General features: G+C 58.5%; 13 protein-coding genes. All 13 read right to left on the bottom strand.

The window, feature by feature from the left end:
* Positions 1–31: 31 nt before the first annotated feature.
* Positions 32–1,864, bottom strand: coding sequence for a glutamine--fructose-6-phosphate transaminase (isomerizing) (gene glmS / locus CWC48_RS10675; protein ID WP_034110478.1), 1,833 nt, complete (start codon positions 1,862–1,864; stop codon positions 32–34).
* 10 nt (positions 1,865–1,874) lie between these two features.
* Complete coding sequence (locus tag CWC48_RS10670; protein ID WP_078050831.1) at positions 1,875–2,642, bottom strand: DeoR/GlpR family DNA-binding transcription regulator; 768 nt, start codon at positions 2,640–2,642, stop codon at positions 1,875–1,877.
* Between the two features lie 230 nt (positions 2,643–2,872).
* Positions 2,873–4,240, bottom strand: coding sequence for a bifunctional UDP-N-acetylglucosamine diphosphorylase/glucosamine-1-phosphate N-acetyltransferase GlmU (gene glmU / locus CWC48_RS10665; protein WP_100491839.1), 1,368 nt, complete (start codon positions 4,238–4,240; stop codon positions 2,873–2,875).
* Positions 4,241–4,363: 123 nt separating this feature from the next.
* On the bottom strand, positions 4,364–4,780 hold the full coding sequence (locus tag CWC48_RS10660; RefSeq protein WP_015886644.1) for a F0F1 ATP synthase subunit epsilon: 417 nt from the start codon (positions 4,778–4,780) through the stop codon (positions 4,364–4,366).
* 44 nt (positions 4,781–4,824) lie between these two features.
* Positions 4,825–6,201: a F0F1 ATP synthase subunit beta gene (gene atpD / locus CWC48_RS10655; protein ID WP_015886645.1), complete on the bottom strand. Its 1,377-nt coding sequence runs from the start codon at positions 6,199–6,201 to the stop codon at positions 4,825–4,827.
* Positions 6,202–6,228: 27 nt separating this feature from the next.
* Entirely contained in the window at positions 6,229–7,089 is an 861-nt protein-coding gene (gene atpG, locus CWC48_RS10650) for a F0F1 ATP synthase subunit gamma (RefSeq protein ID WP_010565870.1), read from the bottom strand.
* A gap of 50 nt (positions 7,090–7,139) precedes the next feature.
* Positions 7,140–8,684: a F0F1 ATP synthase subunit alpha gene (gene atpA, locus CWC48_RS10645; protein ID WP_003177064.1), complete on the bottom strand. Its 1,545-nt coding sequence runs from the start codon at positions 8,682–8,684 to the stop codon at positions 7,140–7,142.
* A 21-nt stretch (positions 8,685–8,705) separates the two neighbouring features.
* The gene (locus tag CWC48_RS10640) at positions 8,706–9,242 is read right to left on the bottom strand and encodes a F0F1 ATP synthase subunit delta (RefSeq protein WP_003233569.1); all 537 of its coding nucleotides are present in this window, start codon (positions 9,240–9,242) and stop codon (positions 8,706–8,708) included.
* Positions 9,243–9,254: 12 nt separating this feature from the next.
* On the bottom strand, positions 9,255–9,725 hold the full coding sequence (locus tag CWC48_RS10635; protein ID WP_015886647.1) for a F0F1 ATP synthase subunit B: 471 nt from the start codon (positions 9,723–9,725) through the stop codon (positions 9,255–9,257).
* Positions 9,726–9,783: 58 nt separating this feature from the next.
* Positions 9,784–10,041, bottom strand: a complete 258-nt coding sequence (gene atpE, locus CWC48_RS10630) for a F0F1 ATP synthase subunit C (protein ID WP_002555987.1) — start codon at positions 10,039–10,041, stop codon at positions 9,784–9,786.
* Positions 10,042–10,174: 133 nt separating this feature from the next.
* On the bottom strand, positions 10,175–11,044 hold the full coding sequence (gene atpB / locus CWC48_RS10625) for a F0F1 ATP synthase subunit A (protein WP_025854397.1): 870 nt from the start codon (positions 11,042–11,044) through the stop codon (positions 10,175–10,177).
* A gap of 16 nt (positions 11,045–11,060) precedes the next feature.
* Positions 11,061–11,468 carry a F0F1 ATP synthase subunit I gene (locus CWC48_RS10620; RefSeq protein ID WP_010565865.1) on the bottom strand — a complete coding sequence of 136 codons (408 nt, stop codon included), beginning with the start codon at positions 11,466–11,468 and terminating at the stop codon, positions 11,061–11,063.
* A 148-nt stretch (positions 11,469–11,616) separates the two neighbouring features.
* Positions 11,617–12,489 carry a ParB/RepB/Spo0J family partition protein gene (locus CWC48_RS10615; RefSeq protein ID WP_078050833.1) on the bottom strand — a complete coding sequence of 291 codons (873 nt, stop codon included), beginning with the start codon at positions 12,487–12,489 and terminating at the stop codon, positions 11,617–11,619.

The raw sequence follows: 12,489 nt of genomic DNA, 5'->3' as shown, positions 1-12,489 counted from the left end.
AGGCCCGGGCGGGCCTCCAGGGGATGGCGGGTTACTCCACCGTCACCGACTTCGCCAGGTTGCGCGGCTGGTCTACGTCGGTGCCTTTGAGCACGGCCACGTAGTACGACAGCAGTTGCAGCGGGATGGTGTAGAGGATCGGCGACAGGGTGTCGTTGATGTGCGGCATGTTGATGACATGAGTGCCTTCACCGTTGGTCATGCCGGCTTTTTCATCAGCGAACACCACCAGTTGGCCGCCACGGGCGCGGACTTCCTGCAGGTTGGACTTGAGCTTCTCCAGCAGTTCGTTGTTCGGCGCCACGGTCACCACCGGCATGTCGTCATCCACCAGGGCCAATGGGCCGTGTTTGAGTTCGCCGGCCGGGTAGGCTTCGGCGTGGATGTACGAGATTTCCTTGAGCTTGAGCGAGCCTTCCATCGCCACCGGGTATTGCGCGCCACGGCCGAGGAACAGGGTGTGGTTCTTGTCGGCGAACAGCTCGGCGACTTTTTCTACGGTGCTGTCCATCGCCAGGGCTTCACCAAGGCGGGCTGGCAGGCGGCGCAGTTCTTCGACCAGGGTGGCTTCGACGCCTTCGGCGAGGGTGCCGCGAACCTGGCCCAGGGACAGGGTCAGCAACAGCAGGCCAACCAACTGGGTGGTGAAGGCTTTGGTGGACGCCACGCCGATTTCACGACCGGCCTGGGTCAGCAGGGTCAGGTCGGATTCACGCACCAGGGAGCTGATGCTGACGTTGCAGATCGCAAGGCTGGCCAGGAAGCCCAGCTCCTTGGCATTGCGCAGGGCGGCCAGGGTGTCGGCGGTTTCGCCGGACTGGGAGATGGTCACGAACAGGGTATCGGGCTGCACCACCACCTTGCGGTAGCGGAACTCACTGGCGACTTCCACCTGGCACGGGATACCGGCCAGTTCTTCCAGCCAGTAACGGGCAACCATGCCTGCGTGGTAGCTGGTGCCGCAGGCCACGATCTGCACATTGCGCACTTTGGCAAACAGTTCGGCGGCTTGTGGGCCGAAGGCATTGACCAGCACCTGGTTCTGGCTCAGGCGACCTTCCAGGGTGCGTTGCACCACTGCGGGTTGCTCGTGGATTTCCTTGAGCATGAAGTGGCGGTACTCGCCCTTGTCGGCCGCTTCAGCGCCGTCGCGGTATTGCACGGCTTCACGCTCGACGGATTGACCGTTTACGTCCCAGATCTGCACGCTTTCACGGCGGATGTCGGCGATATCGCCTTCTTCCAGGTACATGAAGCGGTCGGTGACTTGGCGCAGGGCCAATTGGTCGGACGCGAGGAAGTTTTCGCCCAAGCCCAGGCCGATCACCAGCGGGCTACCACTGCGCGCGGCAACCACGCGGTCGGGTTGGCTGGCGCTGACCACGGCCAGGCCATAGGCGCCGTGCAGTTCCTTGACCGTGGCCTTGAGGGCGACCGTCAAATCGCCAAGGTCCTTGAGCTTGTGGTTGAGCAGGTGGGCGATGACTTCGGTGTCGGTGTCCGAAGTGAACACGTAACCCAGGCCCTTGAGCTGTTCACGCAGCACTTCGTGGTTTTCGATAATGCCGTTGTGGACCACGGCCAGGTCACCGGAGAAGTGCGGGTGGGCATTGCGTTCGCACGGTGCACCGTGAGTAGCCCAGCGGGTGTGGGCAATGCCCAGGCGGCCTACCAGTGGCTCGCCAAGCAAGGCTTGCTCCAGCTCGCTGACCTTACCCGGGCGGCGCATGCGCTCAAGCTTGCCGGCGTTGGTGAAGACGGCCACACCGGCGCTGTCATAGCCGCGGTATTCCAGGCGCTTGAGGCCTTCGAGCAGGATGGGGGTGATGTTGCGTTCAGCGACTGCGCCTACGATGCCACACATGGTGTTTCTCCTAGATGATTGCCGCGCATATCAGCGTAATGCCGCGGGCTTGGATCTGGTCGCGGGCCTCAAGCGGCAGGCGATCATCGGTGATAAGGGTATGGACGCTGCTCCACGGCAGTTCCAGGTTGGGAATCTTGCGGCCGATCTTGTCGGATTCGACCATCACCACCACTTCACGGGCGACCTCGGCCATGACGCGGCTCAGGCCCAGCAATTCGTTGAAGGTGGTGGTGCCGCGTTCCAAGTCGATGCCGTCGGCACCGATGAACAGTTGATCGAAGTCGTAAGAACGCAACACCTGCTCGGCAACCTGGCCTTGGAACGAGTCCGAATGCGGATCCCAGGTGCCGCCGGTCATCAACAGCACGGGCTCATGTTCCAGTTCGCTCAAGGCGCGGGCCACGTGCAGGGAGTTGGTCATCACCACCAGGCCGGGCTGATGGCCCAACTCCGGGATCATCGCGGCGGTGGTGCTGCCACTGTCGATGATGATGCGGGCGTGTTCGCGCAGGCGCATGACCGCAGCACGCGCGATGGCACGCTTGTAGGCCGACACCGGTTGAGTGGCATCGCCCACCAATTCCTGGGGCATGGTGATAGCGCCACCGTAGCGGCGCAGCAGCAGGCCGTTGCTTTCCAGCGCAGCCAGGTCCTTGCGGATGGTGACTTCCGACGTTTCGAAACGTTTGGCCAACTCGTCCACGCTGACTTCGCCCTGTTCGTTGAGCAAAGTCAGGATGTTGTGGCGCCGCTGGGGGGTATTTCGTTTCGACATGGTGATGATAAGTTTCGTTTCGAAAGATAACGAAGGCAATCAAAACCTATTGGCGAAAGATCGTCAAGCGGGATACAGCAAATTTTTGATATGACGCAGCGCAAATGTGGGAGGGGGCTTGCCCCCGATAGCAGTGTTTCAGCCACTGACTACGTTGGCTGAACTTCCGCTATCGGGGGCAAGCCCCCTCCCACATTGGATGCCTGTTGGTGAGGGGGGCTGTGGATAACTCAGGTCTTTTTGATTTTGACCGGACGCTTCCAGCCATCGATGTTGCGCTGGCGGGCGCGAGCGACGGCCAGTTGGGACTTATCCACATCCTGGTTGATGGTTGAGCCGGCGGCTGTACTGGCGCCATCGTCAAGGGTGACCGGAGCAACCAAGGAGTTATTGGAACCGATAAACACGTCCGCCCCAATGGTGGTCTGGTGCTTGTTGGCGCCATCGTAGTTACACGTGATGGTGCCGGCGCCGATGTTGGTTCGTGCGCCTACAGTGGCGTCACCCAAGTAGGTCAAGTGGCCAACTTTAGCTTCGGCGTCCAACTTGGCATTCTTCAATTCAACGAAGTTACCCACATGGGCCTTGGCGCCCAGCACACTGCCCGGACGCAACCGCGCAAACGGGCCGGCGTCACTGCCCTCGCCCATCACGGCACCGTCGATATGGCTGTTGGCCTTGATTACCACGCCCTTGTGCAGGGTGCTGTCCTTGATTACGCAGTTAGGGCCAATCACCACGTCGTCTTCGATGACCACACGGCCTTCGAGAATCACGTTGATGTCGATCAGCACGTCACGGCCGACGGTCACTTCACCGCGCACATCGAAACGCGCCGGGTCGCGCAGGGTCACACCCTGGGCCATCAGGCGACGGCCTTCGCGCAATTGATAGTGACGCTCCAGTTCGGCCAACTGTTTGCGATCGTTGGCGCCCTGCACTTCCATCGGGTCGTGGGGTTGTTCAGTGGCAACCAGCAGGCCATCACTCACGGCCATTTCGATGACGTCGGTGAGGTAGTACTCGCCCTGGGCGTTGTTGTTGGACAGACGGCTCATCCAGTCAGCGAGCTTATTGGCGGGCACTGCGAGAATACCGGTGTTGCCTTCAGTGATGGCACGCTGGGCTTCGCTGGCATCCTTGTGCTCAACGATGGCGGCGACCTTGCCGTCGGCATTGCGTACGATGCGCCCGTAGCCGGTGGGGTCGTCCAGCTCAACGGTCAGCAGGCCCATCTGGCCAGGCACAACGTGCTTGAGCAGGCGTTGCAGGGTTTCCACTTCGATCAACGGTACGTCGCCATACAGGATCAGCACGGTGTCGGCCGTAATGAAAGGGACGGCCTGCGCGGTGGCGTGGCCAGTACCCAGTTGCTTGTCTTGAAGGACGAAATTCAAGTCGTCTGCGGCGAGACGTTCACGCACTGCATCGGCACCGTGACCGATCACCACGTGAATGCGCTGGGGGTCGAGCTGTCGGGCGCTGTGGATAACATGACCCAGCATGGAATTGCCCGCAACCGGGTGCAGCACCTTGGGCAGGGCAGAACGCATGCGGGTGCCCTGGCCTGCGGCGAGAATGACGATTTCAAGAGACATGAATGGCTACCAATCCTGGGCGGTCCGGCTTCAGACCTGAGAAGTGTTTTGCAAAAAAAGAAAAAGGGTAGCCGAGGCTACCCTTTTTAATCAATCGCGCATGAAGCATGACGGCATGGCCGCTTACTTCTTGCGGATCTGCTGGAGCGTGCGCAGCTGAGCTGCAGCCTCGGCCAGACGTACAGCAGCAGCGCTGTAGTCGAAGTCCGCGCCCTTTTCGTTCAGGGCCTTCTCGGCAGCCTTGACGGCTTCCTGAGCGGAGGCTTCATCCAGGTCGCCAGCACGTTGCACGGTGTCGGCAAGTACCTTGACCATGTTCGGCTGAACCTCGAGGAAACCACCAGAGATGTAAAACACCTCTTTTTCCCCGCCTTGCTTGGTCAGCGTGATAGGACCTGGCTTCAAGCTGGTGATCAACGGCGCGTGGCCCATGGCAATACCCAGGTCACCCAGGTCGCCGTGTGCAATCACCATTTCTACCAGACCGGAGAAGATTTCCCCTTCCGCGCTGACGATATCGCAATGGACTGTCATAGCCATCTGATTGCCTCAACCTGATGAGCGCCCGTTGCCGGGCGCTTGGATTACAGTTTCTTGGCTTTCTCGATCGCTTCTTCGATGCCGCCGACCATGTAGAACGCTTGTTCTGGCAGGTGGTCGTAGTCACCGTTGAGGATGCCTTTGAAGCCAGCAATGGTGTCTTTCAGGGAAACGTATTTACCCGATGCACCGGTGAAGACTTCAGCCACGAAGAACGGCTGCGACAAGAAGCGCTGGATCTTACGAGCGCGGGATACCAACTGCTTGTCGGTTTCCGACAGCTCGTCCATACCCAGGATCGCAATGATGTCCTTCAGTTCTTTGTAACGCTGCAGCACGTACTGAACGCCGCGAGCGGTGTCGTAGTGCTCCTGGCCGATCACGTTCGGGTCCAGCTGGCGCGAAGTCGAGTCGAGTGGATCGACCGCTGGGTAGATACCCAGGGAAGCGATGTCACGGGACAGTACGACGGTGGCGTCCAAGTGGGCGAAGGTGGTCGCTGGCGACGGGTCGGTCAAGTCATCCGCAGGTACGTATACCGCTTGGATCGAAGTGATCGAACCTTCCTTGGTCGAAGTGATACGTTCTTGCAGAACGCCCATCTCTTCAGCCAGGGTCGGCTGGTAACCTACTGCCGAAGGCATACGGCCCAGCAGTGCGGATACTTCGGTACCGGCCAGGGTGTAACGGTAGATGTTGTCGACGAACAGCAGAACGTCGTTACCTTCGTCACGGAACTTCTCGGCCATGGTCAGGCCAGTCAGTGCTACGCGCAGACGGTTTCCCGGCGGCTCGTTCATCTGACCGTAAACCAGTGCCACTTTGTCCAGAACGTTGGAGTCCTTCATCTCGTGGTAGAAGTCGTTACCCTCACGAGTACGCTCACCCACACCGGCGAACACGGAATAACCGCTGTGCTCGATGGCGATGTTACGGATCAGTTCCATCATGTTTACGGTCTTGCCTACACCGGCACCACCGAACAGACCGACTTTACCGCCTTTGGCGAACGGGCATACCAGGTCGATAACCTTGATGCCGGTTTCCAGCAGATCGTTGCCGCCCGCCTGTTCGGCGAACGAAGGTGCTGGACGGTGAATGCCCCAGCGCTCTTCGGTGTCGATCGGGCCAGCTTCGTCAATCGGGTTGCCCAGTACGTCCATGATCCGGCCCAGGGTCGCTTTACCGACCGGTACGGAGATGGCAGCGCCAGTGTCGACAACGTCCAGACCGCGCTTCAAGCCTTCGGTGGAACCCATCGCAATGGTACGAACTACGCCGTCGCCCAGCTGCTGCTGAACTTCCAGAGTAGTTTCCGCGCCTTGTACTTTCAGCGCGTTGTAGATGCTCGGTACGCTGTCGCGTGGAAATTCCACGTCGATAACGGCGCCGATGATTTGAACGATACGTCCGCTACTCATAGCTGGATCCTCTGAATATTTGAACCGTTAAACCGCGGCAGCGCCGCCGACGATTTCCGAGATCTCTTGGGTGATCGCAGCCTGACGCGCCTTGTTGTAGATCAGCTGCAAATCGCTGATCAGATCACCGGCGTTATCGGTAGCGTTTTTCATCGCGATCATCCGCGCCGCTTGTTCAGCTGCGTTGTTCTCGACCACCGCCTGGTACACCTGCGACTCCACGTAGCGCACCATCAAGCCGTCAAGCAGCTCTTTGGCGTCTGGTTCGTAGAGGTAGTCCCAGTGGTGCTTGAGTTCCTGATCCGGAGTCGCCACCAGTGGAATCAATTGCTCCACGGTTGGCTGCTGGGTCATGGTGTTGATGAACTTGTTGGATACCACGGACAGGCGGTCAATCCGGCCTTCCAGGTACGCATCCAGCATCACCTTCACACTGCCGATCAAATCATTGATCGACGGCTCTTCACCCAGGTGGCTGATAGCTGCAACGACGTTACCGCCGAAGTTGCGGAAAAAGGCCGCACCCTTGCTACCAACAACACACAGATCGATCTCGACGCCGTTTTCGCGGTTTACCGCCATGTCCTTGACCAGGGCCTTGAACAGGTTGGTATTCAAACCACCGCACAAACCACGGTCACTGCTCACAACCACATAACCCACACGCTTTACTTCGCGGTCGATCATGAACGGGTGGCGGTATTCCGGGTTGGCGTTGGCCAGATGCCCAATTACCTGGCGGATACGCTCCGCATAAGGACGGCTAGCAGCCATGCGCATTTGTGCCTTGCGCATTTTGCTGACCGCCACTTTTTCCATGGCGCTGGTAATTTTTTGCGTGCTTTTGATGCTCGCAATCTTACTGCGAATCTCTTTTGCGCCTGCCATGTAACACCTATCAGGTTAGCAAGCGGGAGCCTTGCGGCTCCCGCTGCGGCTTACCAGGTTTGGGTGGCCTTGAACTTCTCGATACCGGCTTTCATGCCAGCGTCGATATCGTCATTGAAGTCACCCTTCACGTTGATCTTCGCCATCAATTCGGCGTGATCGCGGTTGAAGTAAGCAATCAGCGCTTGTTCAAAGCTGCCGACCTTGGCGATTTCAACGTCGGTCAGGAACCCACGCTCAGCGGCATACAGCGACAACGCCATGTCAGCGATCGACATTGGGGCGTATTGCTTCTGCTTCATCAGCTCGGTAACGCGCTGACCATGCTCAAGTTGCTTACGGGTCGCTTCGTCCAGGTCAGAAGCGAACTGGGCGAATGCCGCCAGTTCACGGTACTGAGCCAGAGCGGTACGGATACCACCGGAGAGCTTCTTGATGATCTTGGTCTGAGCGGCACCACCCACACGGGATACCGAAACACCGGCGTTCACTGCAGGGCGGATGCCCGAGTTGAACATGGCCGATTCCAGGAAGATCTGACCGTCGGTGATGGAAATCACGTTGGTCGGAACGAACGCGGAAACGTCGCCAGCCTGGGTTTCGATGATCGGCAGTGCGGTCAGGGAACCGGTTTTGCCGGTCACTGCGCCGTTGGTGAACTTCTCTACGTACTCTTCGGAAACGCGGGATGCGCGCTCCAGCAGACGGGAGTGGAGATAGAACACGTCGCCTGGGTAAGCTTCACGGCCTGGTGGACGGCGCAGCAGCAGGGAAATCTGGCGGTAAGCCACTGCTTGCTTGGACAGATCGTCATAAACGATCAGCGCGTCTTCACCGCGGTCGCGGAAGAATTCACCCATGGTGCAACCGGAGTACGGTGCCAGGAATTGCAGCGCAGGAGATTCCGAAGCACTGGCAGCCACGATGATCGTGTTGGCCAGGGCGCCGTTTTCTTCCAGCTTGCGAACCACGTTCGCGATGGTCGATTGCTTCTGACCGATCGCTACGTAGACGCAGAAAATGCCGCTGTTCTTCTGGTTGATGATCGCGTCGATCGCCAGAGCGGTTTTACCGATCTGACGGTCACCGATGATCAGCTCACGCTGGCCACGGCCGACTGGGATCATGGCATCGACAGCCTTGTAGCCAGTCTGTACAGGCTGGTCTACCGACTTACGCCAGATCACGCCTGGAGCAACTTTCTCGACCGCGTCGGTCTCGGTGTTGCCCAGTGGACCTTTACCGTCAACAGGGTTACCCAGTGCGTCGACTACGCGACCCAGCAGTTCCTTACCAACCGGAACTTCCAGGATGCGGCCTGTGCACTTGGCGCTCATGCCTTCAGCCAGACTGGTGTACGCGCCCAATACAACGGCACCTACGGAGTCTTGCTCCAGGTTGAGGGCCATACCGTAGACGCCGCCCGGAAACTCGATCATCTCGCCGTACATGACGTCGGCCAGACCGTGAATCCGCACGATGCCGTCAGATACGCTGACGACAGTACCTTCGTTACGGGCTTGGGAGGTCACATCGAGCTTGTCGATGCGGCCCTTGATAATTTCACTTATTTCGGAAGGATTGAGTTGCTGCATTGCTCTGCTGCCCCTTCAAACTCAAGATTTCAATGCTTCGGCAAGGCTCGCGAGTTTGCCGCGAACCGAGCCATCGATAACCAGGTCGCCGGCGCGAATGACAATGCCCCCAATGAGGGATCTGTCTTCCGCAACTTGCAGGCGCACTTCCCGGTCGAGTCGTGCACTGAGAACCTTGGCGAGTTTGTCTTGCTGTTCTTGGTTCAATGCAAAAGCACTGGTGACTTCAACGTCTACCGATTTCTCTTGCTCGGCCTTGTACAGGTCGAACAGAGCGGCAATCTCCGGCAAAAGCGGGAGACGGTCGTTTTCGGCAACGACATTGATGAAGTTCTGCACTTTCACATCAAACTTGTCGCCGCACACTTCAATAAAAGTGGCGGCCTTGTCTGCGCTCGTCAGGCGCGGGGCCTTGAGCACGCGCTGCATGGTGTCGTCTTGCGACACTGCTGCAGCCAGGCCGAGCATGGCTGACCAAGAGGCCAGCTGCTGGTGGGCCTGGGCGTGCTCGAAGGCTGCCTTAGCGTAAGGTCGGGCCAACGTGGTCAGTTCTGCCATGATCGCCCTCGCTTAAATTTCAGCAGCCAGTTTGTTAACCAGCTCCGCGTGCGCGTTTTGATCGATTGTGGCACCGAGGATCTTCTCAGCACCGCCGACCGCCAGAGCACCCAGTTGGGCACGCAGCGCGTCTTTGACGCCGTTCAGTTCCTGTTCGATCTCGGCATGAGCCGAAGCCTTCACACGGTCAGCTTCGACGCGGGCTTTTTCAACAGCCTCTTCGACGATCTGGTTACCGCGTTTCTTGGCTTGCTCAATGATCTCAGCTGCCTGTGCTTTAGCATCGCGCAGTTGATGACCCACTTTCTCTTGGGCCAACTCCAGGTCGCGAGCTGCACGGCTGGCAGCGTCCAAGCCATCAGCGATCTTCTTCTGACGTTCGTGCAAAGCCGCGATGACCGGAGGCCACACGAACTTCATGCAAAACACTACAAAAATGAAGAACGCAACGGATTGGCCAATCAGGGTTGCATTAATGTTCACGCCAACACCTCGCTCATTCGTTGTCCATCACTCCAATCAACTCGAAAAATTCGAGTGATTAGCCAGCGAGTTGACCAACGAAGGGGTTCGCGAAGGTGAAGAACAGAGCGATACCAACGCCGATCATGGTCACGGCGTCGAGCAGGCCGGCGACGATGAACATTTTAACTTGCAGCATTGGAACCATTTCTGGCTGACGCGCAGCGCCTTCCAGGAATTTGCCGCCCAGCAGGCCGAAACCAATGGCAGTACCCAGGGCGCCCAGGCCGATCAACAGTGCAACAGCGATAGCGGTTAGACCAACTACAGTTTCCATCTTTCCTCCCGACTTTTACGTCGTATGGTTTAGGTTTTTTAGATTTTAAAGCGGTAAAACAAATCGTTTCATAGCCCTGGTGGGCCACCTTCCCGTTTCACCGGGAAGGACATCAGACTAGTCGAGACTGGCCTTAATGGTTCTCTTCGTGCGCCATCGACAGGTAGACGATGGTCAGCATCATGAAGATGAAGGCCTGCAGGGTGATGATCAGGATGTGGAAAACCGCCCACGCCCACTGCAGAACCACGCCCAGGCCGCTAAGCCAGAGCAGACCGCTGCCGAACATCACAGCGATCAGAATGAACACCAGCTCGCCGGCATACATGTTGCCGAACAGTCGCAGGGCCAGGGAGATCGGCTTGGCGACCAGGGTCACGAACTCCAGCAGGAAGTTCACCGGGATCAGCAGTGCTTGAACGAAGATGTTCTTGCTGCCGAACGGGTGCAGGGTCAGTTCGCCGATGAAGCCGCCGATGCCCTTGACCTTGATGCTGTAGAAAATGATCAACGCAAACACCGACAGGGCCATGCCCAGGGTGGCGTTAGGGTCTGTGGTCGATACGGCACGGAATGGAATGTGCGCATCGCCGGTGATCAGGATGGCCAGCTGAGGAATCCAGTCGACCGGGATCAGGTCGACGGCGTTCATCAGGAACACCCAGACGAAGATGGTCAGTGCCAGCGGTGCAATCACCGGGCTACGGCCATGGAAGCTGTCTTTCACGCTGCCATCGACGAATTCGACCAGTACTTCAACGAAGTTCTGCAAGGCACCTGGCTGACCGGACGTTGCCTTCTTTGCCGCCATGCGGAAAATCAGGACGAAGATCAGACCCAATGCGACCGACCAGCCCAGAGTATCCAGGTGGAAAGCCCAGAAGCCCATTTCTTTGGCTTCTGCTGCGGAGTGGGCAAAGCCCCAGCCGCCATTAGGAAGCTGACCGAAGGTCAGGTTCTGCAAGTGGTGCTGGATATAGCCCGAAGCGGTTGTTTCTGCCATGGTTGCCTCAAACGCCCTAAGGTTTCGAAAGTCTTGTTTTCATTAGCAGGGGAGCGAACCAGCTGACCAGTTGGGTCAACACGAAGACGCCGAATACAGCCAGCGGCGCCAATGGCTTCACACCTGCAAAGGTCAGTGCAAACAGCACTGCCGTCAAAATCAGTTTCCCCGCCTCGCCGGCATAAAAGGACCGGACGATAGCCTGGGCTGCTCGGGCGCCGGAAAACCGAAAGGCCCTGTGAGCAAAATACATATTGGGCAGCAAGGCTATCAGGCCTCCGCAGAGTCCTGAATATCCGGCTACGACTCCATGCCAATACCAAAGCGCCAACGCGGCGATCAGCAGAATGACAAATTGAGCCAATAAAACCGGGAAAACGGCCAAGCGATGGAACGGCAACGTGTTTGGCGTGCGGGTTTCCATCACTCTTGCTCCTCAATGGTCGGCTGCCGGAAATCAATAACTTGGCATAATTTGTGCCGACAAAATGCGCGCAGAGTATAGGGGCGGTTCTGCCCCTATTCAACTGCCGGGTAGTGATTTCCGATCACGCGCTACATAAGCAAATGTTTCAGCGGATGTGGGCAAGGACGCCCTGAAGCTCATCGAGAGAGTTATATCCGATGACTAATTGCCCTTTGCCTTTCTTACCGTGGCGAATTTGCACCGCAGAGCCCAGGCGCTCGGCCAAGCGCTGCTCGAGACGTGCGATATCCGGATCAGGTTTGGCCGCTTCGACCGGTGCGGGTTTACCGCTCAGCCACTGACGAACCAGGGCCTCGGTCTGACGAACGGTGAGCCCCCGTGCGACAACGTGTCGCGCCCCTTCAACCTGTTGATTTTCCGGCAAACCGAGCAATGCACGGGCGTGGCCCATCTCCAGGTCGCCATGGGACAACATGGTCTTGATGACTTCCGGCAGCGCGATCAGGCGCAGCAGGTTGGATACGGTCACGCGGGATTTACCCACTGCCTCAGCCACTTGTTGCTGGGTCAGTTGGAATTCCTGCTGCAAACGCTGCAGGGCGATGGCCTCTTCGATCGGGTTGAGGTCTTCGCGCTGGATGTTCTCGATCAGCGCCATGGCGATGGCGGTTTCATCCGGCACATCGCGCACCATCGCGGGGATGGTTTCCTTGCCGGCCTGCTGGCTCGCGCGCCAGCGGCGTTCACCGGCGATGATCTCAAAGCGGCCGCCACCGATCGGGCGCACGACGATCGGCTGCATGACGCCCTGGGCCTTGATCGAGTTGGCCAGTTCTTCCAGCGCCTGGGGGTCCATGTCCCGGCGTGGCTGGTATTTACCGCGCTGGATCAGGTCCAGCGGCAGGTGTTGCAGCTCGCGCTCGTCGGCCTGCACCGCTTGTTCTTCAAGCGATGTGACGGTCGGACCACTCAACAGTGCATCCAGACCACGTCCTAGACCTCGTTTCTTGACGGCCAT

Origin of the sequence: Pseudomonas sp. S10E 269 (assembly GCF_002798465.1) — a bacterium.
In the GTDB taxonomy this organism is placed as follows: domain Bacteria; phylum Pseudomonadota; class Gammaproteobacteria; order Pseudomonadales; family Pseudomonadaceae; genus Aquipseudomonas; species Aquipseudomonas pergaminensis.
Note: the sequence above shows the minus strand (reverse complement) of the source record. Positions and strands in the feature narration are given on the sequence as shown.

Excerpts from the sequence above, each read along its gene's own strand:
- glmS (WP_034110478.1), bottom strand. The coding sequence starts at position 1,864 with ATGTGTGGCATCGTAGGCGCAGTCGCTGAACGCAACATCACCCCCATC.
- CWC48_RS10670 (WP_078050831.1), bottom strand. The coding sequence starts at position 2,642 with ATGTCGAAACGAAATACCCCCCAGCGGCGCCACAACATCCTGACTTTG.
- glmU (WP_100491839.1), bottom strand. The coding sequence starts at position 4,240 with ATGTCTCTTGAAATCGTCATTCTCGCCGCAGGCCAGGGCACCCGCATG.
- CWC48_RS10660 (WP_015886644.1), bottom strand. The coding sequence starts at position 4,780 with ATGGCTATGACAGTCCATTGCGATATCGTCAGCGCGGAAGGGGAAATC.
- atpD (WP_015886645.1), bottom strand. The coding sequence starts at position 6,201 with ATGAGTAGCGGACGTATCGTTCAAATCATCGGCGCCGTTATCGACGTG.
- atpG (WP_010565870.1), bottom strand. The coding sequence starts at position 7,089 with ATGGCAGGCGCAAAAGAGATTCGCAGTAAGATTGCGAGCATCAAAAGC.
- atpA (WP_003177064.1), bottom strand. The coding sequence starts at position 8,684 with ATGCAGCAACTCAATCCTTCCGAAATAAGTGAAATTATCAAGGGCCGC.
- CWC48_RS10640 (WP_003233569.1), bottom strand. The coding sequence starts at position 9,242 with ATGGCAGAACTGACCACGTTGGCCCGACCTTACGCTAAGGCAGCCTTC.
- atpE (WP_002555987.1), bottom strand. The coding sequence starts at position 10,041 with ATGGAAACTGTAGTTGGTCTAACCGCTATCGCTGTTGCACTGTTGATC.
- atpB (WP_025854397.1), bottom strand. The coding sequence starts at position 11,044 with ATGGCAGAAACAACCGCTTCGGGCTATATCCAGCACCACTTGCAGAAC.
- CWC48_RS10620 (WP_010565865.1), bottom strand. The coding sequence starts at position 11,468 with ATGGAAACCCGCACGCCAAACACGTTGCCGTTCCATCGCTTGGCCGTT.
- CWC48_RS10615 (WP_078050833.1), bottom strand. The coding sequence starts at position 12,489 with ATGGCCGTCAAGAAACGAGGTCTAGGACGTGGTCTGGATGCACTGTTG.